This window comes from Bordetella tumbae (assembly GCF_965139195.1).
Classification (GTDB): domain Bacteria; phylum Pseudomonadota; class Gammaproteobacteria; order Burkholderiales; family Burkholderiaceae_B; genus Bordetella_A; species Bordetella_A tumbae.
The window spans coordinates 540,208-561,302 of the sequence record NZ_CBCSJH010000001.1; the positions used below are offsets into that span (position 1 = coordinate 540,208).

Annotated in this window: 21 protein-coding genes; 5 read left to right on the forward strand and 16 right to left on the reverse strand. The window is 57.2% G+C overall.

Annotation, left to right across the window (positions count from 1 at the left end):
* Position 1: 1 nt before the first annotated feature.
* Entirely contained in the window at positions 2 to 916 is a 915-nt protein-coding gene (locus tag ACNA0J_RS02535) for a DMT family transporter (protein ID WP_415816067.1), read from the forward strand.
* A 37-nt stretch (positions 917 to 953) separates the two neighbouring features.
* Here the strand turns inward: ACNA0J_RS02535 and ACNA0J_RS02540 are convergent, their stop codons facing one another.
* The 9 genes from ACNA0J_RS02540 to ACNA0J_RS02580 are packed head-to-tail and all read right to left on the reverse strand — an operon-like array spanning position 954 to position 9,838.
* Positions 954 to 2,030 (reverse strand): acyl-CoA dehydrogenase family protein, encoded by a 1,077-nt coding sequence (locus ACNA0J_RS02540; RefSeq protein ID WP_415816069.1) that lies wholly within the window; start codon positions 2,028 to 2,030, stop codon positions 954 to 956.
* Positions 2,027 to 3,199: an acyl-CoA dehydrogenase family protein gene (locus ACNA0J_RS02545; protein ID WP_415816071.1), complete on the reverse strand. Its 1,173-nt coding sequence runs from the start codon at positions 3,197 to 3,199 to the stop codon at positions 2,027 to 2,029. The genes ACNA0J_RS02540 and ACNA0J_RS02545 overlap by 4 nt, the downstream gene beginning before the upstream one ends.
* Before the next feature lie 6 nt (positions 3,200 to 3,205).
* Positions 3,206 to 4,735: a class I adenylate-forming enzyme family protein gene (locus ACNA0J_RS02550; RefSeq protein WP_415816073.1), complete on the reverse strand. Its 1,530-nt coding sequence runs from the start codon at positions 4,733 to 4,735 to the stop codon at positions 3,206 to 3,208.
* A 7-nt stretch (positions 4,736 to 4,742) separates the two neighbouring features.
* Entirely contained in the window at positions 4,743 to 5,174 is a 432-nt protein-coding gene (locus ACNA0J_RS02555) for a Zn-ribbon domain-containing OB-fold protein (RefSeq protein ID WP_415816075.1), read from the reverse strand.
* Between the two features lie 5 nt (positions 5,175 to 5,179).
* Positions 5,180 to 6,346 (reverse strand): thiolase family protein, encoded by a 1,167-nt coding sequence (locus ACNA0J_RS02560; protein ID WP_415816077.1) that lies wholly within the window; start codon positions 6,344 to 6,346, stop codon positions 5,180 to 5,182.
* Positions 6,347 to 6,349: 3 nt separating this feature from the next.
* Positions 6,350 to 7,144 (reverse strand): enoyl-CoA hydratase/isomerase family protein, encoded by a 795-nt coding sequence (locus ACNA0J_RS02565; RefSeq protein WP_415816079.1) that lies wholly within the window; start codon positions 7,142 to 7,144, stop codon positions 6,350 to 6,352.
* 36 nt (positions 7,145 to 7,180) lie between these two features.
* Positions 7,181 to 7,984 carry an ABC transporter ATP-binding protein gene (locus ACNA0J_RS02570; RefSeq protein WP_415816081.1) on the reverse strand — a complete coding sequence of 268 codons (804 nt, stop codon included), beginning with the start codon at positions 7,982 to 7,984 and terminating at the stop codon, positions 7,181 to 7,183.
* A gap of 1 nt (position 7,985) precedes the next feature.
* Positions 7,986 to 8,822 (reverse strand): ABC transporter permease, encoded by an 837-nt coding sequence (locus ACNA0J_RS02575; protein ID WP_415816083.1) that lies wholly within the window; start codon positions 8,820 to 8,822, stop codon positions 7,986 to 7,988.
* A gap of 14 nt (positions 8,823 to 8,836) precedes the next feature.
* The gene (locus ACNA0J_RS02580; RefSeq protein WP_415816085.1) at positions 8,837 to 9,838 is read right to left on the reverse strand and encodes an ABC transporter substrate-binding protein; all 1,002 of its coding nucleotides are present in this window, start codon (positions 9,836 to 9,838) and stop codon (positions 8,837 to 8,839) included.
* Positions 9,839 to 10,163: 325 nt separating this feature from the next.
* Here ACNA0J_RS02580 and ACNA0J_RS02585 point away from each other — a divergent pair, with 325 nt between their 5' ends.
* A complete protein-coding gene (locus ACNA0J_RS02585; RefSeq protein WP_415816087.1) occupies positions 10,164 to 11,078 on the forward strand; it encodes a LysR family transcriptional regulator in 915 nt (304 codons plus the stop codon).
* Between the two features lie 150 nt (positions 11,079 to 11,228).
* Here the strand turns inward: ACNA0J_RS02585 and ACNA0J_RS02590 are convergent, their stop codons facing one another.
* Complete coding sequence (locus tag ACNA0J_RS02590) at positions 11,229 to 12,164, reverse strand: LysR family transcriptional regulator (protein ID WP_415816089.1); 936 nt, start codon at positions 12,162 to 12,164, stop codon at positions 11,229 to 11,231.
* A gap of 191 nt (positions 12,165 to 12,355) precedes the next feature.
* On the opposite strand from ACNA0J_RS02590, the gene ACNA0J_RS02595 reads away from it, so the two are divergent.
* The 3 genes from ACNA0J_RS02595 to ACNA0J_RS02605 all read left to right on the forward strand — a co-directional run bounded on the left by ACNA0J_RS02595 (position 12,356) and on the right by ACNA0J_RS02605 (position 15,452).
* Complete coding sequence (locus tag ACNA0J_RS02595) at positions 12,356 to 13,288, forward strand: Bug family tripartite tricarboxylate transporter substrate binding protein (RefSeq protein WP_415816091.1); 933 nt, start codon at positions 12,356 to 12,358, stop codon at positions 13,286 to 13,288.
* A 33-nt stretch (positions 13,289 to 13,321) separates the two neighbouring features.
* Positions 13,322 to 14,488, forward strand: coding sequence for an enolase C-terminal domain-like protein (locus tag ACNA0J_RS02600; protein WP_415816093.1), 1,167 nt, complete (start codon positions 13,322 to 13,324; stop codon positions 14,486 to 14,488).
* Positions 14,489 to 14,564: 76 nt separating this feature from the next.
* Complete coding sequence (locus ACNA0J_RS02605; protein WP_415816095.1) at positions 14,565 to 15,452, forward strand: fumarylacetoacetate hydrolase family protein; 888 nt, start codon at positions 14,565 to 14,567, stop codon at positions 15,450 to 15,452.
* 48 nt (positions 15,453 to 15,500) lie between these two features.
* Here the strand turns inward: ACNA0J_RS02605 and ACNA0J_RS02610 are convergent, their stop codons facing one another.
* The 6 genes from ACNA0J_RS02610 to ACNA0J_RS02635 form a co-directional block, all read right to left on the reverse strand.
* Positions 15,501 to 16,367, reverse strand: coding sequence for an isocitrate lyase/PEP mutase family protein (locus ACNA0J_RS02610; protein WP_415816097.1), 867 nt, complete (start codon positions 16,365 to 16,367; stop codon positions 15,501 to 15,503).
* Positions 16,364 to 17,098 carry a Sua5/YciO/YrdC/YwlC family protein gene (locus tag ACNA0J_RS02615; protein WP_415816099.1) on the reverse strand — a complete coding sequence of 245 codons (735 nt, stop codon included), beginning with the start codon at positions 17,096 to 17,098 and terminating at the stop codon, positions 16,364 to 16,366. The genes ACNA0J_RS02610 and ACNA0J_RS02615 overlap by 4 nt, the downstream gene beginning before the upstream one ends.
* A 63-nt stretch (positions 17,099 to 17,161) precedes the next feature.
* Positions 17,162 to 18,127, reverse strand: a complete 966-nt coding sequence (locus ACNA0J_RS02620) for a Bug family tripartite tricarboxylate transporter substrate binding protein (protein ID WP_415816101.1) — start codon at positions 18,125 to 18,127, stop codon at positions 17,162 to 17,164.
* A 13-nt stretch (positions 18,128 to 18,140) separates the two neighbouring features.
* Positions 18,141 to 19,136, reverse strand: a complete 996-nt coding sequence (locus ACNA0J_RS02625) for a serine hydrolase domain-containing protein (RefSeq protein WP_415816103.1) — start codon at positions 19,134 to 19,136, stop codon at positions 18,141 to 18,143.
* A gap of 41 nt (positions 19,137 to 19,177) precedes the next feature.
* Complete coding sequence (locus ACNA0J_RS02630) at positions 19,178 to 20,029, reverse strand: isocitrate lyase/PEP mutase family protein (protein WP_415816105.1); 852 nt, start codon at positions 20,027 to 20,029, stop codon at positions 19,178 to 19,180.
* A gap of 8 nt (positions 20,030 to 20,037) precedes the next feature.
* A complete protein-coding gene (locus ACNA0J_RS02635) occupies positions 20,038 to 20,754 on the reverse strand; it encodes a Sua5/YciO/YrdC/YwlC family protein (RefSeq protein WP_415816107.1) in 717 nt (238 codons plus the stop codon).
* Between the last annotated feature and the right edge of the window lie 341 nt (positions 20,755 to 21,095).

The window sequence follows — 21,095 nt, forward strand, 5'->3', positions numbered from 1 at the left end:
CATGTCGACGCCGCGCCTTTCTGCACCTATTGCCCAAGCCCGTCCTGTTGACGTGCAACTGAGTCGGGGCATCATCAGCATGTTGGTGGCCATGGGCGCGTTTATGCTGATGAACGCGTTCGTCAAATTGGCCATCGAAGCCTATCCGTTTGGCCAAGTGCTGTTCTTGCGCAGTGCCTTTGCGCTCATTCCCGCGTTTTGCGTGCTGCGATGGCAGGGTGGGTTATCCACGCTGCGTTGCGGCCGAACGAGCACTATGTGCTACCTGTCCGCCTTGGTAGTCGGGTCTATGGTGACCTCGTTCTGGGCTTATCATCTGCTGCCATTTGCTGATGCAACGTTTTATTCGTTTGTCGGCCCCTTGATGATCACCGCATTGTCGGCACCGATGTTGGGTGAGCGCGTGGGCGTGAACCGTTGGAGCGCTGTACTGCTGGGGTTTGCCGGTATTGTCCTGATTACGCCGCCAGGCCAGGGGGCGTTGAGCCTGGGGGTAGCCATTGCGCTATTGAGTGCCTTTTTATATGCAGTGGGTATGGTCATGATTCGCCGATCAAGCGGCAGCGAACATCCCTTGGCTATCGTGTTCTATTTCACATTATTGGCTACGGTCGTGGGCGCACTGTGGCTGCCGCTCGGGTGGCGGCAACCCGATTGGTATGGTTGGGCACTGATGGGCGGCGCCGGTATATCCGGCGCCATTGGCCAATATCAGCAGACGCAAGCCTTCCGGATGGCGCCTCCGTCGTTATGCGGCGCCGTCAGCTATGTTCGGATCGTCATGGCCGTTGCGCTCGGCTATTTGATCTGGGGCGAAGTGCCGCTGCCCATCACCTTTCTGGGAAGCACCATTGTGATTGGCAGCGGTCTCTATCTCACGTATTACGAATGGCGTTTGAGGCGGAGTAGCCAATAGCGTGGCATGGGATTTTTGAATGGTGCGGGGCCTGGCATCAACCGAATTTTTGGTTTTCGGTGAATGGTGCCTCTTTGCGCAGCATCACGAGAGCCGGTTGCATGTGTCTGGCCCCCACGCTCATGGCCCGCCGCAAATAAAGACCTGCATCATGTTCGTCAGCAAAACCGATGGCGCCGTGAAATTGCACCACTTCCTTGGTCACCCGCAGCGAGGTCTCTGCCGCCCGGTGTATCGCCGCCGCGGCAGCCCAAACACCCTGTGGGGTTTTCCATGCGCGCGCGGCCTCGTTCACCAGTGCGCCTGACGCTTTGACGTCGACATAGCAATCTGCCGCTCGGTGCTGTAGCGCCTGAAATGAACCAATTGGCACACCAAACTGCTTTCGCACTGACATGTACTCAACCGCGAGACGTAAGGCCGAGTCGGCCAATCCAGCCAGATAAGCTGCCTCAGCGATCAATAACAGCGACCGCGCACCTAACCAAACGGCATAGTCGGCCTCGCCATCGAGCAGCAAGGCGGATTGATCCCAGATAACTCGCTCCACGAGTGCGTTGGCGAGATGCGAGCCGTCAACTGCCATTCGTGCGGACAATCGCAGCTCACGCTGATCCGCTCGTATCAGGCGTACCTCGAAACCGGGACCTTCTCCACGCGCCACTAGCCACCACTTGGCTGAATCACCGTCCGCCACCAGGGTTATTCGCACGTGATCGCCTGCCGGTGCATCCTGTGCCTCGGCAAATGCCACACACTCATCGCCGTTCATGAGTGACTCAAATGCGCGTGCGGCATCTGGGGATTTCCCCGACACCTCAGCCAATAGGTATGCACCGGCCAATGCAGCAGCAATGGGTGACATTAACAGTGCGCGGCCACACTCCGCGGCAACGGCGCTGATGGCTGTCGCGTCCAGCCCCAGACCACCAGCCTCTTCGGATACCGCCATGCCGAGCCATCCCAATTCCACCATGGCTCGCCAATCTTCCAGATCCCAGACAGGGGCACCATCGCTCACCTTTCGAGCATGGCTAGCCCCTCCCGTTGCCTGTGCAAAATCCGCGGCGCTTTGTGCAACCATACGCAGTTGCTGATCATGTTCTTCAATCACGCTTTGCTTCCCCCTTTTGCCGCCGAAACAGGTAAACCCAGCACGCGTGTGGCAATCAGTGTGCGCTGCACCTCGCTGCTGCCCCCGTAAATGCCCAATCTGCGCGCCTGTAGAAACATTTCGGTCGAATCGAGCATGTCTACCCCGTTACGCTCCGCCAGACACAAAGCGGCGGCGGGTCCGGAAACCGTACGTACCAAGTCAAGCAGGCGATGCACCGTATTCGTTCCCAAGAGCTTCAGATAGGAACTGTCGGCAGCGATGCCTTTCTCCTGTGCTTCGGCTGCGTCCAGATAGGCGGCAATCAGTGTCTGTACCTCAATCTCGGCAAGAGCAACCGCATCACGTATCACAGGATCGCCGGCGACATCGGGATGCGCCCGAAGCATCATCCGAAGCCGCTCCCGCGCTCTCAACGCCTGGCCAGGAGCGCCAATGCGCAAGCGCTCCTCGCTGAGTACTGCCGTTGCTACCTGCCATCCAGCGTTGATATCGCCGACCACGTTTTCGATGGGGACCACCACATCGTCAAAGAAAACTTCGGCAAACTCGTCATCGCGTGCAATAGTGGTAATAGGACGCACGCGTATACCTGGCGTTTTCATGTCGATCAGTACAAAGGTAATGCCCTGCTGGGGTTTACCTTCAGTTGATGTGCGCACTAGCGCAAACATCCAGTCCGCGTGATGCCCCCAAGTCGTCCAGATTTTCTGGCCGTTGATGATCAAATGATCGCTACGAATGTCTGCTCGCGTGCGCAGGCTTGCCAGATCCGACCCTGAACCGGGCTCGGAATATCCCTGGCACCAGATAGCATCTCCGGAAAGGATCGCAGGAAGATGGCGATGTTGCTGTTCAGGCGTCCCTCGAGCAATCAGCAAGGGGCCGATATGGTTAAGGCCTTGCGTAGGAATGTCCGGGGTTCCCGCGGCGGCCATTTCCTCCATGAGAACGACCTGCTCCACGGGCGATGCGCCCATCCCCCCGTGCGACTTGGGCCAGTGCGGTGCAATCCAACCACGATGGGCCAGCGCACGATACCAGGGCATACCGTCCCTGGGTGGAGGGCGAAATGTCTTGTGCTTCAGTGCGGCAGGTACATTGGCCTCCATCCATTCACGCACCTCCGTTCGAAAAGCCGCGATCTCGGCGGTTTCAGGTCTCAGCATGATCTTCTAGATCCGTTCGAGCGCAAGCTCGCGTAATTCGGCCTTAAGTACTTTGCCCACGCCGTTGCGGGGGAGCGCGTCCATAAAGACCACATGTTTGGGTTTTTTATAGCTGGCGATACGCGTGCGCGTGTGCTCTATTAGATCTTCAGGTCTGACGTTCATGCCGGGGCGCAATTCGATGAATGCGGCAACGGCCTCTCCGAATAACTCGTCGGGAACACCAACCACCGCGGCATCACTCACGGCCGGGTGCTCTTGGAGAGCCTGCTCGACTTCTTTCGTATAGATATTGAAGCCGCCGCTGAGCACCATGTCCTTCTTGCGATCAACGATATACAAATATCCATCGGCGTCAAAACGGCCCATATCGCCGGTATGCACCCAGCCATGAACAATGGTGCTGGCCGTCGCATCGGGGCGTCCAAAATAGCCCTTCATCGTGGTAAAGCGGCCCGCTTCGCCAGAGCGCACCAGAATCTCCCCCACGTCATCGACGGCAACCTGATGCCCGTTTTCATCAACGAGCTTGACTTGCACGCCGGGCGTGACGCGGCCCACCGATGCAGGATGCGTGAATTGTTCTTCGTGATTGAGAACGGTGACCGAGCCCACTTCGGTCATGGCAAAGAAGGAATGCAGGCGTACATTCGGCAGCATGCTGATCATGCGGCGCTTAAGTTCCACAGGAAAGGCCTCGCCTGTCACGATGATATGACGCAGGCTAGCGCAGCTGCCGGGCCGTTGCTCCAATACCGGCATGAGCATTCTGCCTACTGTTGGCACCATGCCTAGCGCACTGACCTGTTCCCTGTCTATCACCTCCACGGCGGTTTTCGGATCAAAGCGCTTCATGACGACGAGCTTGGCACCGAGGCACATGGAATTCATCAAACGGGCAAGCCCTGTACGATGAGCCAAAGGGGTTGTCACAAGAAACACCTCGTCCGCCGTTACCCCCCATTCCACCGCATTGACGAAGGCATTGCTGATAACGAAATTCGCGTGAGTCAGTACGGCACCCTTGGGCTGACCCGTTGTGCCGGACGTGTAAAGAATCATCGCGTCATCCAGCTCCAGCGGCACCTCGGGGGTACGCTCATCCGAAGGAACCAAGAGATCGGAGAACGACTCCGCGCCGGGAGTATCGCCTCCCACCGCAAATTTCCGAATGCCAGCGAGATCGGCATCGACGTCGTTCAGGTCCTGTGCCGAATCCATGTGAAACACGAGCACGCGGGCCTGGCTGTCTTGTGCGAAATAGACCAATTCGCGGGGGGTGTTGCGCGTATTTACCGGAATGACGACCGCACCTATGGAGAACGCGGCGTACAGGATTTGCACGAACTCCAGGCAGTTCGGCAAATACACGACGATCCTGTCTCCGGCTTTGACGCCAGCCCGCGCGAGACCGGCGGCAAGCGAGTGTGAGCTCGCGAGCAAGGCCCCATAGGTGAGCGACGCTTCGCCCACGACTACCGCAGTCTTGCCGGGCGTGCGCAGCGCATGTGCTGCCAGGAAATGTTCTAGACGCATGGTGATATCAGGCGAGTTCGAAGGCCGGGTATGCATGTCCCGGGGCGAGCTGATCGACGGCCAGCTTGACGCGCTTTCCCACCGCGATATCAGAGGGAGAGCAATTCAACACGTTGGCAATCATGCGCACGCCCTCGTCCAATTCGACGGTGGCGACACACAAGGGAATGCGTCCCTCTACCCCTGGTCCTGGAATACGCACTACCGTGCAGGCGTAGATAAAGCCTTGACCCGACACCTCACGCCACTCTAGCGTGCGCCGACCGGTATAAAGACTGACTGGGCGTGGATAATGCTGAAAACGCTCGGCTTCTGTGCAGTATTGCAGCACCAGCTTGCCTTCAGCGATGCCATCCCAAAACGGCTTGGTGTCTACATAAACGGACTGGCGTGGAACGGGACGCACAGGTGCCGCGTTGACTACATTGTTTTCGCTCATGATATTCAAGCCTCCAGAACCATGGCCGAGCTGGTTCCCCAGTTGCGACCGTAAGGAATAACGCCAATACCGGTGACCAACGCATTGCGTGGATCATTGACCTGACGGCCGCCACCTTCGCCGAACATCTGACGCACGGCTTCCGCGAGATTGAGGCCGCCACTGGCCAGCCCTGGCTGACCCGCGGAGATCTGGCCACCACCGGTGTTCAGCGGCAGGTCGCCGCTGAACGAGAGATCTGTCCGTTTCGTGAAATCAGAACCCTCACCCATGCCGCAGAAACCGAATGCCTCGAACTGCATCATCACGGCAATGGTGAAATCATCATAGGGCTGGAACATGCGCACGTCCTTCGGCGCCAGCCCCGCTTTACGCAGCACCTCGGGACCTATCTTTGTGAAACCCGACAGTGTGATGTCCGCCAGCGGATCGCTACCATTAAAGTTCGTCACCTCACCATAAGCCACCGGATAGACTTTCTTCTTGAGCCCCAGACGCTTTGCGTTTTCTTCGGTAGTCACGATAAATGCATTGGCCCCATCGCAAAACATGACGCTGTCGAATACACGAAGCGGATCGGAAATGACCCGCGAGTTCATGTAGTCGTCCATGGTCAGTTCTTTCTGGAACTTCTTGTAGCCGTTCTGGTTATGCAGTGCGTGTTGTCGTTGCGTGACAGCAATCTTGCCGAGCGCCTCTGAATCCAAACCGTATTGATGGATATAGCGGCTCATCAGCAGGCCGAAGCTCGCCGGCGGTCCTTGCACTCCGGGAGGGTCCTGGAACTCGCCACGATAAGCGCCGTAGTTCGAGCGCCAGTCAGAACTGGGAGCATCCGCCGACATCACCACGGCCAGCTTGCACATTCCATCACGAATAGCCGACATAGCCCGGGCAATGCCTCCCGTAGCAGAGCAGCCGCCGATTCCTCCGTAATTCAGCCACGTCGGCGTGATGCCGAGGGCCTCCGTCATATACACGGCAAAGAAGGGATTCTGCGCCTCAGACAAGGCCGTCGTCACCGACAGGCCATCAATCTCGCTTTTGTCAATGCCTGTGCTTTCCAACAATAGATCGAGTGCCTCACCGGCCAGGTCATAGGCACTGCGCCCCGTCTTGAAATCAATCGGCGTTTCGGAATAGCCCGCAATGGCGATTTCTCTTTGCTTCATCACTCACTCTCCTTTGAATCCAGGTGTGCGCTTCTCACGGAACGCGTTGAGACCCTCTTGACGGTCTTTCGTGAAATACAACATGAAGGACACGTCCCCCTCGGCCGCCATGCCTTCAGCCAAAGGCATATCCATGCCCCGGTCGATGACGGCCTTGGTAAACATCACCGAAAGCGGTGCATTGCCCGCAATATTGCCGGCTATCTCCCGGGCCTTTTCTATGGCCTTGCCGGCGTCCGTCACGTGGTTGACCAGCCTGAATTCGAGCGCCTCTTGCGCCGTGATGCGCCGGCCGGTCCACATCAGTTCCTTTGCCAGAGCTGGCCCGACCAAGCGGGGCAGCGTTTGGGTGCCGCCACCACCAGGCATGAGGCCCAGTTTGATTTCCGGGAGGCCGAATCGCGCGTTGGCGCCTGCGACAATGATGTCGCCGACCAACGCCAGCTCCAGGCCGCCACCCAGCGCAAATCCCTCGATCGCGCTGATCACCGGTTTGGTAAAGCTGGGCAGTTCGCGAAACAGTTGATTGACCTTGCGCGAACGCTTGCGCTTGCGATAGAAGTCGAAGTACTCGTTGTCACCGATGGTGAACTCGCTGGTGTCGATACCCGTGCAAAAGGCTTTTTCGCTTCCCTGCAGAATCACTGCAGTCACTTCACGCTGGCCTTCCACTTCGTGCAGCACGTCCAGGATCTCCTGGGCCGTGGTTTCGCGAAGCGAGTTCAGTTTTTCTGGCCGGTTGATGGTGATTTCCACCCAACCTTCTTTCTTTTCAAGGATGATATCTTCGTAACTCATCTTCAGACTCTTTCTGCTCGTTTAATGGGTGAGTAATCAAGCCAGTTGTGGCTGCAGCGTAAGCGGAGAATGGGTTTCATCCTCCAGCGGATCTTCGTTACCGATGGCGCGCTCGATCTGTCGATGCATGCGCCGCATGCAATCGCCGTCCAGGCGCTGTTGGGCACTGATCGCCAGCTCAAGGCAAACCCGTGCGGGCGCAGCCAGCACAAGCACGCGATCGGCGATCTCTAACGCGTCTTCGATACGATGAGTCACGAACACGCAGGTCTTGCGTTGCTCACGCACGATCTCGGCGAAATCTCGTCTCAAGGTCTGAGAGGTCACATGATCGAGTTGACTGAACGACTCGTCCAAGAGCACCAACTCAGGATTGACAGCCAACGCTCTCGCCAGAGACACCCGCTGGCGCATTCCGCCCGATAGCTCCGACGGATACTTGTGGCCTGCATTACCCAGCTTGACGCGAGCAAGCCATTCGCGTGCGCGTGCCTGGGCCTCTGCTTTAGGCCGATTGAGTAATAGCAGACCCAGCTCTACGTTTTCCTGCGCAGTACGCCAGGGCAACAGGCGGTCCGTCTGAAAGCTCACGGCCAATTTACCTCTGAGCGCTGTGAAATCACGAGATGGATCAGCGCCTGCGACACGGACCACGCCTTCGTCAGCCGTAGCCGATCCCATGAGTAACGACATGACGGTGCTCTTGCCTGCACCCGTTTGCCCCAGCAGCGCCACGGTCTCACCTTCACGCACTACCATGGTCAGCTGGTCTATGGCGGTGTAGTCCCCGAAACGCTTGGTGACGTCGCGCAGTTCAATGATTAATTTTTCGTTGTTCATTTCAACGCACCTTTGCTTCTTTACGCCAGGAAAGCACTCGTGCTTCGACGACGTTCGCCAACCACTGAATAACGAGATTCAGTACGACCAGAAGAAAGGTCCAAGCCATTACCTGGTCGATGTGAAAGGTCGACTGTGCAAAGCTCATACGTGAACCAATACCAAAAGCCGAAGCGACCAGCTCTGCAAAGATCACCATACGAATGGCATAGCCGATCACCGATTTGGTGGTCAGAAAGATGTAGGGAATGATGTGCGGCGCAACAAGGTATCGCAGCATCTGCCAACGTGTTGGCCTGAAGCTTTCAAGCATGTCGACCCAGTCACTTGAAAGCGAGCGCACACCCTCATATACGTTCAGTGCGTAGAACGGAAGCAGAATTACCGTGAGGATAAAGAAGATGCGCGCCTCTGGGTCTTTGAACCAGAACACAGCCAGCAGCATCCAGCTCAACGCCGGTATGCCAGTATCGACCACAACGAGCGCTTTCAGATAGGGGCCGAATTTCTTCGACGTGCCCATTATCAAGCCGATTGCCACGCCTGCCAGAGCGGAGAACACGATAGCAACCACCAGTCGCCCCAGTGTGATCGCCACATGCATAAAGTCATTAGTCAGCAGGCTCACCAGCGCGTTACCGATGGCCAGCGGCGACGGCATGATGTAGTCGGGCACATACAGACTCGCGACTTGCATGACGGCGCAAATCACGACCACGACGACAAGTAGCGCCTTGAATTCGCTGAGATCCTTTGCCGGTGCCGCTGTATTAACAGCACGCCCTCCATTTGCGTTAGATGCTTGAGCCCGGTTCTGGGGGTTGACGGTAGCGGTCATGTTTCCCGTCTCCCTTACGCCGCGAAGAAACCGTCATCGACGGCCTTCGACAAGGCACCGTTGCGCACCATGAATTCGCTGGCAGCGAGAATAGTTCGACGCCCGTCCTCCTTTTGCATGGAGGTGTGCTTGAACTCGAGACGTTTTGACTCGATTGCGGCCTTCAGCACATCAGGAGACATCCCTGAATTTGCTCCGGCAATCGTTACCGCCTCGTCGGTGTTGCCAACGATGCCGGCGATGCATTGCGCGAATGCGGTGTTCAAGCGTGTGACTACCGACGGATCGCGCGCCACGACGTCCTTGCGAACGGCCACGCCAAAATACGGCAGATCAAGCCCCACCTTGCGACGATATTCCTCCCCTACGTTATAGAGGACACGCATATCCGGCGCGCGTTTCAATCCCGCCGAGACGTTCGGCTCCCACGTCAGCCCTGCATCGGCGCGGTTGGCCATGACCAGTGTGGCCGACGCGGCTGGGTTGTCCACGTTCTGCACTACGGCGTAGCTCTCGATATCCAACCCCGTCAGTTCCTTTAGCACGGCTCGCGTCATGCGATACGTGCCTGTGGACTGCGGCGCAGCAAGGGTTTTTCCCTTTAGATCCTGGATACTGTTGACGCCCTGAGCCTGGGTGATGAGGTTGATCATGTTGCCGGTCGTCACGGAGCAGACGTATTGCACCGGCACCGACGAGAGGTACCTGGACGCGAACGTGTCCCAACTGCCAATACACACGTCATAATTGCCCGCCACGAAATCGTTGTAGTAGGTGGTGACCGATGTGTAGGCCGTCGGTTTCCCTAGCTGCAAGTCGTTGGCCTTGTCGATGCCCTTGGCCACCATATAGTCGGTCAATAATGTCGTGAAGCCAGGGGTCAAATTGGCCCAGCGCAATCTCGCCGCTGCAGCGCGGGCTGGCTGAGGCACGGCAAGAAGCCCGAGCATTGCGCCGGAGGTCAGTGCCGTTGCGGCGCGCAGCAACGAGCGCCTGGAAAGTCGTTGGTCAAGCACGTTTGTCTCCTAATTCTCGATGGACTGTCTGTTTCACACCAGAGATTGCCGTTTGTGTCTCGGCTTGGTTGTGGAATGAATTCTAGGAACCCACGCGTATTACGAATAGGGACATATCTGGTCCGCCCGTTCCACTGGTGGAACGTTTAGCCAGCGGCACCGCCCGCCCCAGGGACAAACCACCATTGCGTGCGGGCTGTCCTCTGGTACGATGAATTTCATCCGGTAGAAACTAAAATAAGTCCGCTCTGTTCCATGCATGGAACCTGTGCGCCGCCTAAGAGATTAGGGCCTCCCCGAACCGCGTTTGGTCTACGCGAAAAAAATGTCCGAGAAAATCGATCTCAACTCATTGCGCCTCTTTTTTGAGGTAATCAATGCGCAAAGCATCACTCGCGCATCCAAAGAAACAGGAGTACCGAAGTCGACGATCAGCAGAAAGCTCTCGGCTTTGGAAAAACAAGTCGGCACCGCATTGCTAAAGAAGGGCAGCCGCAAGCTTGGAACCACCGAGGCCGGTTCACAGTTCTACGAACACTGCCGTCGCATTGTCGATGAAGCCGAACTGGCTCAAGCCGCCTCCACGCAGGTACAGAACCAACTGCGAGGGATCTTGCGAATCAGCATCCCCGTGGACTTTGGTATGTCTTGGATTGGACGCGCGCTGTCAGAATTCATGCTGGCGTATCCGGACATTGTCTTAGAGGTCGATGTCAACAGCAGAATCATTGATCTCCGCGAGGAAGCCTACGACCTCACAATACAGTTGGGACCATTGCAGGATACGGATCTGACTTACCGCCGGCTCACGACGTTGACGAGAGGCGTTTACGCCAGCCCCGAGTATCTGCAACGACGCGGGATTCCCTACGCAGTGGATGATCTGCACAAGCACGACTGCATTGTCACGGCACAACAGAAACATGATGGAATATGGACGTTGCGAAACAGTGCCTCGCACCGCTTTGCCACCATCCACGGAAAAGTCGTTGTCAACAACATATCAATCGCCAGGGAAATGGCGATCGCGGGCGTCGGAATGTGCATGCTGCCGAATGTCATGTGCACCAATGACCTCAAGGCAGGCAGGCTTCACCGCGTATTAGAAGACTGGCGCAGTCCATCAATGCATGTGACGGCCATGGTTCTGAGTCGTCGTGGCATGCCGAAAAAGATCCGAACTTTCTTGGATTTCTTTTCTGAGAAACTCAATGTGGATGAGTCACTTCTGAGTGCGTAGTGAAGACGTTGACGCGCCAGAGCGCTGGGTGGCGCAGCAGCTCAGGCTGATGTCCTCCTAAAGATCAACTAGCCTGAGGTTGATGGCTTATGGTCACCTGCCGACTTCTCTAGTGTGAGACGGCCCCCTTCAAGGAATGAGATCAATTGCTCAAACCGGTAGAAACAGACCCTCACCGATGCAAACGGCCGTTTGCGCCTCAATGGCGCCACGGAATGCTTTCGCGGCTAAGCTCACGGGCCGTCCCTCGGCGACAGCAAGCATGCGCGTAACGGAAAAACTTCGAATCGGCACGGCGACGAGATCCTTCCAAATCGTCGATGTCCGTGCGACGGAACTCGGCATTACCACCACGCCAAGCCCAGCGTGGGCGAGCTGCGCGGCACCTTCGCCGCCATCGATCTGGATGATAGGCTCCACTGCGCCGTGCTGTGCTTCAAAGCTATTGCGCAGGCCGAGGGAAATGATGATCGGAAGCTTGCGCAGCTCTCTCGCGTGCACGCTGGCGCGAGTGGCCAGTTTGCTGCCACCGGGACAGAAAACGGAGATCTCCTGCTCCAGCAAAGGCGTAAAGCGGATGTGCTCCCGGTTGCCTGGATCAGAGACAATGGCCATGTCGATAGTGCCGGCAGAGAGACGATGTAACGCATCCTCAGTCGGGCTCTCGGTCAACTCAAGCCGGATCAAGGGGAACCTTTCCCGGAAATCCATCGCGGTCCGCCCGTACAGAGCTTGCCCCACCGTCGGTGCTGCCGACATACGGACCGTGCCGCGCACATCGTGATTGAACCCGCGCATCCCGCGGTTGAAGTCGGATACGTCCTGAGTCGCGCTCTGCACTTCACGCAGGATGAATCTGGCCCGCTCCAGGAACATGAGGCCACTATCTGTCAGTTCCACGCCCGCAATACTGCGGATGAACAACGGGCCGCTCATGTTTTCCTCTAGCAAGCGTATCTGTCGGCTGACGGCGGATTGAGCCACGTGCAGCACGGCGGCGGCCGCGCTGATGCTGCCCTTGTCCGCCACCGCCAGAAAATATCGTATCTGTCGCAGATCCATTCCAACCCCTTGATCGATATCCATGCCTATTTTCGCTAGAGAGTATCTGAAATATATTCTTTTTAGTTGGATTTGTATGGCTCAGAATCGATACCGCTAACCAAAAGAATGGAGACCTTCATGACCACCCTACATGTTGCACCCAGTGCTATTCGGTCTATTTGGGCACGCTTAAGAACACAATCGCTTATACCCGTGCCTTTGCACTCGCTGCCATGCTGTTGTGCAGCGTAGCGAACGGTCAATATCCAGAAAAGCCCGTGCGCGTCGTCGTGCCCTTCGCAGCAGGCGCAGGTGCCGACATTGCTTCGCGCTTTATGGCAGATAAGCTGAGCGCGATGTGGGGCGAGGGCGTGGTGGTCGAGAACATGGTCGGGGCCAACAGCATCATTGGTGCTCAGCAGGTTGCGCGCGCCCGCGGCGACGGCTATACGCTGCTCGTGCCCAACGACACTACCCTGGCGGCGAACCCATGGTTGTATGCCAAGCTTCCCTATCGCCCGCTGGAGGACTTTGCGCCTATCGCACTCATTGGAGAAACTCCCTTCGTGCTAGTCGCATCGCCGCAGTTCTCGGCGCGATCGGTCAAAGAATTGGTCGACTTGGCCCGAGCCGAACCGGGCACGATCAATTTTGGCTCCAGTGGTGTCGCCAGCGCGCAGCATCTGCCGATGGAGATGCTTATGCACGACGCGCATATCAAATTGACGCATGTTCCGTACAAAAGCGCGTCAGATGCGGCAATAGGAGTGGTGGGCGACCAAATACAAGTCATGTTCGCAGGAGTGTCCGCAGTATTGCCGTTTCTGCAGTCCGGCCGACTCGTTCCTCTGGCAGTGAGTTCGGCAGAGCGGCTCGCTGTACTTCCTAACGTGCCCACAATGGCCGAGTCCGGCTTTTCCGGCTTTCGATACGGCGCATGGCTGGGCTTTGTCGCGCCCGGTGCCACGCCAACGCCAATCATCAACAAGATCAATTCCGACATTGACAATGTCCTGAGGCAGCCCGATACACGTGAACGACTTGTCGCCTTGGGCTTTCTTCCCGCCGCGCCGGCCACGCCAGAAGCATTCCGCAAGCATATCGACGACGAGACCGTACGCTACGGCAAGCTGATCCGAAGCGCCGGCATTGAGCGGTCACGCTAAGCAAACCAAATGTCCACGAATCCGAGCTGAACTATGCGTATCATCGCCCTTCATGAAGCCGCATTTCCGGTGCAAAGCACCATGCGCAATGCCGTATTCTCCTTTGCGGAGATGACCACCTCGATCGTCTCCGTGAAACTGGACCCTGGGGCCGGCGGAGTCCCGGTGACGGGTTACGCCTTTAACTCTACCGGCCGCTACGCGTGCGGCCAATCCATGCGGGAACGCTTTTTCCCGCGTCTGCTGCGTGCTACGCCTGAGTCGTTGCTCGATGCTGCCGGGGTGCTCGACCCAACAAAGGCGGTGGCGACGATGCTTATCGGTGAAAAGCCGGGTGGCCACGCCGAACGATGTATCGCCATCGGCACAATCGAGACCGCTCTGTGGGATGCGATAAGCAAGGCGCAAGACTTGCCCACTGCGGAAGTTCTGGCCCGTCGCTATCTCGACGGCTCGATGCAACAAAAGGTCCCCGTGTACGTAGGAGGCGGTTGGTATCGCCCGGGCGGCGTGCCGCAAGACGTGGCCGACGAGATCCGTTCACACCAGGACAACGGCTACACGCATGTCAAGATCAAGGTCGGTGGAGTCCCGCTGGACGAAGATCTGCGGCGCATCGAATGCGCCCTCGGTGTGCTGCCTGACAGCGGGCATTTGGCAGTCGATGCCAACTGCAAATTCGGGCGTGACGATGCGCTGGCCTATGCTGCGGCGCTGGCGCCATACCGGCTGCGCTGGTTCGAAGAGCCCTGCGACCCGAACGATTTCTCGTTGATGGCCGAAATAGCGTCCGTCTACGCGCCGCCACTGTCGGCAGGCGAGAACCTCTACGGCATGCAGGACGTTGTGAATCTCATCCGGCTGGGCGGGTGGCGCAGTGGGCAGGATCTGATCCAGGTCGATCCTCCGCAGTCCTATGGCCTGGATGCCTTCTCGACTATGGTGCTGGATCTGCAAGCGCAGGGTTGGCAGGCGACGAGTCACTTCCCGCACGGTGGCAACCAAATGTCGTTGGCCTTGGCAGCCGGTCTCGGCCTGGGAGGCTGCGAGGCCTATCCCGGTGTATTCGGTTCCTTCGGTGGCTTTGCGGACAGTACTGTGGTGGAGGATGGCTATGTGCAGCCGCCGCAACTGCCTGGCATCGGCTTCGAGGGCCACACTGCCTTGTACGCATTGATGCGTACGGTTGGCGCGGACTGACGGCCCGTGGCTCATTCAGAGTCAAGCCGACGTCATACGTGCGGCACGACTTAATTTTTTACTCTGAGAAATGCACATGAACTTTGTCACCTTCCGTACTGCAGCCGATGCTACGCCACACCTCGGTGCAATCGTGGGCGAATCAGTCGCCATCCTTCCTGGCGACATGATCGGCCTTTGCGAAAAGGGTGCTGCCGGCATTGCGGCCGCCGCCGAGATGGCTGCTGAGATACCCGCTGCAGAACGCCAACCCCTGGCCGCCGTTGAACTGCTGCCGGTAGTGCCGCGCCCCGGTAAGATAATCTGCATGGGGCTCAATTACGCCGATCACGCACTCGAGGGCGGCAACGACAAGCCAGAGTATCCGAGCTTTTTCTTGCGTTGCCCTTCGTCCCTAACCGCTCATGGCGCGCCCCTGAGGCGGCCACATGTCTCCACCAGGCTGGACTTCGAGGCCGAACTCGCCGTGGTTATCGGTAGGACCTCTCGCCACTTGGTCGCCACCGACGCCCTGGAAGCTGTGGCAGGTTATTCGTGCTTTAACGATGGCACGCTGCGCGACTATCAGCGCAAGTCCGCGCAGTGGACAATCGGCAAAAATTTCGACGAGACGGGCTCCTTTGGTCCCTGGCTGGTTCCGGCTTCGACATTGCCCGCGGGTGCCCGCGGCTTGAAGATCGAGTCTCGTTTAAATGGAACAGTCATGCAGCGCAGTAACACGGCGCACATGCTCTTTCCAGTGGTGGAAACGCTCTGCCTCATCACAGAGGTCATGACCCTGGAACCTGGTGATGTGATCATCATGGGAACGCCGGCAGGCGTCGGGTATGCTCGCACACCACCGGTATGGATGAAGGCCGGCGACACCATCGAGATCGAGATCGAAGGGATCGGCATTCTGTCGAATCGGATCGAAGACGAGGTTGACGGCAACGTTAAGATCGTGGCTGGAGCCGATACATAGAAGGAGGGAGGGCCATGGTAACTACGCCCGCTGTTCAGTCATCGGTGTTTACGAGTTCCGCTCGGTTGCCAGCTCTCGTCGCAGAGCATTCCATTCCTCAGCGCCGAATCGACGGAACACGGATGTAACATCCTCTGTCGAGGGAGGTAGCTTCCCGTCGATTCGCAATCGCGCTAGCGCGGCATCGCCAGCGGCCAGCATGGTGGTGAGTAGCAGGCCGGGCGCGATAGCGATGCGGTAGCCCATCTCTTGCACTTGATGCATGGGCAATATAGGAGTCCGGCCATTTTGCACCAGGTTCAATAGACAGGGGCCTTTTACACGCCGCGGAATCTCGCGGACCTCGTCGAGCGTCTGTGCCGCTTCTACGAACGCCACGTCGGCGCCGGCATCTAGCGCTGCGTTGGCACGCCAGATTGCCTCGTCCATGCCTTCGACGGCACGAGCGTCGGTTCGGGCGATGAGTGCCAACTCTGCTGAGCGGCGGGCTCGCACTGCTGCCCGGATCTTCGCGATGAATTCCTGCCTGGGTACGATTGACTTCCCATCGAGGTGACCGCAGCGCTTGGGCGAAACCTGGTCTTCTAGTTGTATCGCCGTCACTCCGCACGCCTCGAACTCACGCGTGGTTCTGGTGACGTTGAGGTCATTGCCATACCCCGTGTCTGCGTCGGCTATCAGAGGGATGGCGATAGCGCGCGCCATGGATGCTGCGTTGTTTACCATCTCGTCAAGCGTAAGCAGGCCGAAGTCGGGATATCCCCGGGCGGCGGACGTGCCCGCACCAGTCATATAGACCGCGTCAAAGCCGGCCTGTTCGATCATGCGCGCACCGATCGCGTCGTAGGCGCCAGGCGCGACGATGAGCGATTCGGATGTTAGCTGCTCACGTAGTGTGGTGGTTGTCTTCTTCATTCGGATTCCTTCAATGCAAACTCATTGAGGTGACCGGAAGGCAACGCATGGATTCCCGGGTCGGGGGGCAGCTCCACGCCGAACGAGCGCTTCAGAACATCCGAAATCAGTTCGTAGTAGGCGCCGATTCGAATGACCTCGAGCGTATTGAAGTTGATAACTGTGCCGGCCCGCTGGTAGATATGGGCACGACGCAGACCGTAATCGATGGTGATGTCGGCCAGATCACGAAGTACTTGCGGGACGTCCTCGACACGGTATCGAGAACCCGTACCCGTCAAATTGGCCGAGGAACCGAGCAGTGGTACGCACTCCGCATAGGCGAGTGCGCACAGTGCTTCGTGAAAAGGACCCGCGTTCAATAGCAGCGCGAGCGTGTCTGAAGCGGTGCTCGCACGTACCAGATCAGGATCGAGTTTACGCATCACAGGATGGTCAGTTCGGAATGTGCCGACTACGGCGACGGGGAGATTGTGATCGACGACGAGCGCTTCGACCATTTCTTGCGCTCTTCGATCGAGCGTGTGTAGTTCGCGCTGGGTGTCCAGATTTGCACCCATGGCGTTGCGTTTATGCGTGCCTCGCTGCTTGCTGACGAAGATTTTTTTTAGCGGATCCAGACTAGAGCCACACAGCGCATAGCCGGTATCGTTAGGCACCAGCGCGATACCACCCCGCTTGATGACATCAATAGTTCGGCGGGCGTCGCCCGCAATATCTAGGGTGGGCATGTCAAGTCTCCTGGTGAATGGGTTTAAGCCCAATGTCTGCGGATCGTACGTTGATGAGTTGCTCTACTGTGGGACGACGCCCGCCGCCTTGATCAGATCGCGCCAGCGTAGCCTTTCAGCGGCGATGAAATCACCGAACGCCGGTCCTGTGAGTCCTTTGACAACGACGGAGTTCTGGTTTTCTATTGCCTTCTCGAATTCAGGGTCGTTCAGTGTCATTTGCAACGCCGTCTCCAGTTTTGTCACCGCGTCGCGTGGTGTTCCTGCCGGCACCAGCAGTCCGAACCACGCTCTCAGGTTGATTTCCGGGTAGCCCAGTTCGGCGAAAGTCGGCACGTCGGGTAGTTCATGCAGCCGCTTGTTAGCCGTCGTGGCCAAGGCAGCAAGCGAGCCGCTCTGAACTTTGGGTGCAACGGAAACGGCATAGTCGAACATGAAGTCGATGTTCCCTGATAGCAGTGCAGTCATCCCGTCTGTACTACCTCGGAACGGAACATCGGTCATTTTCGTTTTCGTCATCTGTTGTAGAAGTTGATTAGCCAAATTCATTGCGCTTCCCGGACCTGCACTACCGACGTTGAGGTCCCCGGGATGTTGGCGGGCGTAGGCTAATAGCTGCTCGAGATTCCGGAAGTCATGATGCTTTCCGAGGGCAAGCACGAGGGGACTTTCCGAAAACGCACCGATCGGTTCGAAGGACTGTTCGGAATACGGCAGTTTTTTATATATCCACGGGTTGGTGGCTAGCGTGCCAGATGCGCCAAATAGCAACGTGTATCCATCAGGCTTCGCGTTGGCGACGTACTGTGTACCTACGATGCCAGAAGCCCCTGCCTTGTTTTGCACAATGACCGTAGCGCCGAGATGATCGGTCAAATTTCTTGCCAGCGTACGGGCAGCGAGATCAGTCGCTCCACCGGGAGGAAATGGAACAACGAAAGTGATAGGTCGCGCCGGATACTGCTCTGCGGCATGCGCAGCACCGAACAAAAAAGGAACGATCAGGGCTAGTAAAGCGATTTTTTTCATGGCTATCTCGATGTCAACGAGTGAATGTTCGGCGAATCAGTGAGACGACGTCTTCGTAGTCATCCTCTGTGACGAGTGGGGCAGCGTCGGCCTCTAGGCAATGAATGACGATCACGGCGTCTACATCAGGCAGGACGCCAATAAAGTGGCCACGTGCGCCAAAGGCGGTAAATGCGTGTCGACCATTCGATGAAGGCGCTACCCACCACATGCCGCCGTAGTGGGAAAACATTCCTTTCAAACCCGTCGTGGATATCGGTTGGGTGATCGACTTTAGCCATTCTGCCGGCACAAGGCTCTGGCCTTTGAATTCACCCTGATCGAGGCAAAGCTGACCAAACGCCGCCAGGTCATCGGCGGTCATCGAGAACTGATAGTACGGCGCTCGAATGCTGGCGCCGAGATAATCGTCTCGATACAAGTAGTTTCCGTGCTCAAACGGATCGAAGTGTTTCAGTCCCATTGGTTGAGCGATCAGGCGATCAAACGCTAGAAAGACACTTTTCCCCGTCAATTGTTCGAAAAGCAGGCCGGCAACATTGAAATCCCAGTTGTTGTAGAACCACTTCGAGCCGGGTTCAAAGGCTCCTCGTAGAGGGCGTGGATCATGAAGCCAATGACGTTGGCCAGGACGGCTGCGCAGCGGCGGGTAGTCTGCGGTATCTCCAGGTTGCTTGGGCGTTGGCAGATAGATTCCCGATCGGGCACAGAGCAGTTGCCATAATGTGGCTTGTCTCTCGTGCTCTGTCAGGCCGGGCATTTCATCAAAGCCCGTTGCCCGCAGCGTCAGGTTGGTGTCGATATCTCCCTGTCGAACGGCGACGCCATAAAGGGCCCCGAGTAGCGATTTACGTACGGAATTGACCGGGCCGGGCCGGTCGCAGGGGCCGAGCCGTAACACGGGCTTGCCTTGATGGTGCAGCACCAGCGCAACTGAATCGCCGCGCGATGTGGCCCAATGCGCAATGTCATGGAGATTCGTCGCCATGTCGGCTGACTGTGTTGTCATATGTCTCCTCCGGGATTTTTCCTTTCAGCTGTTAATCCCTGTTAGTTTGAATGGCGTAATGCGTTCCACTCGTCCGCGCCGAATCGCTGAAAGCCCTTTTGTAAAGCGTCTTGCCCTGTTGCGACCTTTGGAAGCCTGGTGTCGGCCAGGTCGGCCAATACTTGATCGAACGTGGCAATGGCTGAACGGAGCAATATTCCTGGGAGAATTGCCAACCGATATCCCATCGCCTGAACGTCATCAAGGCTAACCACAGGTGTCTTTCCTCCTGGAACGATGTTCAGCATGCATGGACCTCGCACCTGCTCGGGGATGGCCGCCATCTCATCGACAGTTTGAGGCGCCTCTACGAACACCATGTCGGCGCCCGCGGCGAGAGCGTCATTGGCGCGGCCGATAGCCTCGTCAAGTCCGTGTGAGGCGCGTGCATCGGTCCGCGCAATGATAAGAAAGTCTGGATCACGCCGCGCCTGTACTGCGGCGCGGATCTTGATCAGAAATTCTGCTCGCGAGACGATTTCTTTACCGTCAAGGTGGCCGCATCGTTTCGGTGACACTTGATCTTCAATGTGCAGTCCCGCAACCCCTCTTGCTTCATACTCGCGAACGGTTCGGGTGACGTTCAACTCGTTACCGTAGCCCGTATCGGCATCGGCGATAAGCGGTATCGAGACGGAACGCGCAATCACGCCGGCGTTTTCGGCCATTTCAGTCATCGTCACCAGACCGAAATCGGGAAACCCTCGTGCGGCGGAGGTACCCGAGCCGGTCATGTAGACCGCCTCGAAACCTGCCTGTTCGATGGTACGTGCTGAAATAGCGTCATAGGCTCCAGGCGCGATAAGCAGTTTGCTGCGTTGGAGTAATAGCTTGAGACGTTGCGGATGGCTCATTGGTCGCTTCAGTTCGTGTTGGCTTGATATGGGTTGGCGGGCAACTCCACGCCGAAGCGTTCACGCAATACGTCCGCAATCTGGTCGTAGCAGATCCCAAAGCGGACGACCTTGAAGTCACGGAAGTCAATCTGCGTACTTGACAGGCTGCGTGTCTGGCTGTGTTTCGATGGACCGTAGTCGATGACTAGATCGGCGGCGGCCAGGACCTCGGGTTCGATGTCTTCCACTCGATACTTGGTGCCTTTGAGCGAGGCATTGGCCGACGACCCGATGAGGGGAAACTGGTGCTCCCAGCTCAGTTTGGCAATTTCGTCGCGAAGTGTTCCCGCATTCATTAGAAAATTGACGGTCCCGTCGCGGGTGGCCATGCCACGCAGGAACGGTGTCAATTTACCCATGAAAAGGTCATCCTCCGCAAACGGGGCGATCACGGACAGCGGTAGGTCATGTTCTTGCACGATGACCCGAATCATTTCCTTTTTTTCGTCCGACAGAACGTGCACTTTGCGATGTATGTCGTAGCTGCCACTCACACCGCTGGCGCGATCATAGCTACGGTTTTTCGCTGCATAAACTTTGTGCAAGGCGTCGTCTGTAGCGCAGAGTACGGCGTACGAAACGTCGTAATGAAGGATGACGACACCGCCAGAGTGCAGGCATTGGAATGCCTTCTGGGCATCCTTCTTGATGGTGTCGATGTCAGGGATTTGTTTGGTGCTCATGAAGCATTCCTTTCCATACATTGAATAATTGTTTTGGTGTCTCAGGGGAGGGTGCCGAAACCCATTTCTGGCATCGGTTTATCAAATCATATTAACGTTATACCATTATGTCAATATAGAAAAAAATGAGACGAATTCGTGTGCAACGTAGCTCGGCTGTCTGAGAGGTACCTGATGGGGTAGGAGTGCGACGCATCGTCTGATGCGTGCTTATTCGCCCGCGATCATCATGATGGGGCGGGAAGATATAGAACGGAGATTGGCTGTTGACCCGTTATTGGCGGTTATCGATGGGTCGGTGATAGATGAGAAACTGAAGTGATCGTCGCAAGATCACTTCA

What these genes read in the sequence shown, in the direction of transcription:
- ACNA0J_RS02535 (WP_415816067.1), top strand. Translation starts at nt 2, where the DNA reads ATGTCGACGCCGCGCCTTTCTGCACCTATTGCCCAAGCCCGTCCTGTT.
- ACNA0J_RS02545 (WP_415816071.1), bottom strand. Translation starts at nt 3,199, where the DNA reads ATGCTGAGACCTGAAACCGCCGAGATCGCGGCTTTTCGAACGGAGGTG.
- ACNA0J_RS02550 (WP_415816073.1), bottom strand. Translation starts at nt 4,735, where the DNA reads ATGCGTCTAGAACATTTCCTGGCAGCACATGCGCTGCGCACGCCCGGC.
- ACNA0J_RS02555 (WP_415816075.1), bottom strand. Translation starts at nt 5,174, where the DNA reads ATGAGCGAAAACAATGTAGTCAACGCGGCACCTGTGCGTCCCGTTCCA.
- ACNA0J_RS02560 (WP_415816077.1), bottom strand. Translation starts at nt 6,346, where the DNA reads ATGAAGCAAAGAGAAATCGCCATTGCGGGCTATTCCGAAACGCCGATT.
- ACNA0J_RS02565 (WP_415816079.1), bottom strand. Translation starts at nt 7,144, where the DNA reads ATGAGTTACGAAGATATCATCCTTGAAAAGAAAGAAGGTTGGGTGGAA.
- ACNA0J_RS02570 (WP_415816081.1), bottom strand. Translation starts at nt 7,984, where the DNA reads ATGAACAACGAAAAATTAATCATTGAACTGCGCGACGTCACCAAGCGT.
- ACNA0J_RS02575 (WP_415816083.1), bottom strand. Translation starts at nt 8,822, where the DNA reads ATGACCGCTACCGTCAACCCCCAGAACCGGGCTCAAGCATCTAACGCA.
- ACNA0J_RS02585 (WP_415816087.1), top strand. Translation starts at nt 10,164, where the DNA reads ATGTCCGAGAAAATCGATCTCAACTCATTGCGCCTCTTTTTTGAGGTA.
- ACNA0J_RS02590 (WP_415816089.1), bottom strand. Translation starts at nt 12,164, where the DNA reads ATGGATATCGATCAAGGGGTTGGAATGGATCTGCGACAGATACGATAT.
- ACNA0J_RS02595 (WP_415816091.1), top strand. Translation starts at nt 12,356, where the DNA reads ATGCTGTTGTGCAGCGTAGCGAACGGTCAATATCCAGAAAAGCCCGTG.
- ACNA0J_RS02600 (WP_415816093.1), top strand. Translation starts at nt 13,322, where the DNA reads ATGCGTATCATCGCCCTTCATGAAGCCGCATTTCCGGTGCAAAGCACC.
- ACNA0J_RS02605 (WP_415816095.1), top strand. Translation starts at nt 14,565, where the DNA reads ATGAACTTTGTCACCTTCCGTACTGCAGCCGATGCTACGCCACACCTC.
- ACNA0J_RS02610 (WP_415816097.1), bottom strand. Translation starts at nt 16,367, where the DNA reads ATGAAGAAGACAACCACCACACTACGTGAGCAGCTAACATCCGAATCG.
- ACNA0J_RS02615 (WP_415816099.1), bottom strand. Translation starts at nt 17,098, where the DNA reads ATGCCCACCCTAGATATTGCGGGCGACGCCCGCCGAACTATTGATGTC.
- ACNA0J_RS02620 (WP_415816101.1), bottom strand. Translation starts at nt 18,127, where the DNA reads ATGAAAAAAATCGCTTTACTAGCCCTGATCGTTCCTTTTTTGTTCGGT.
- ACNA0J_RS02625 (WP_415816103.1), bottom strand. Translation starts at nt 19,136, where the DNA reads ATGACAACACAGTCAGCCGACATGGCGACGAATCTCCATGACATTGCG.
- ACNA0J_RS02630 (WP_415816105.1), bottom strand. Translation starts at nt 20,029, where the DNA reads ATGAGCCATCCGCAACGTCTCAAGCTATTACTCCAACGCAGCAAACTG.
- ACNA0J_RS02635 (WP_415816107.1), bottom strand. Translation starts at nt 20,754, where the DNA reads ATGAGCACCAAACAAATCCCTGACATCGACACCATCAAGAAGGATGCC.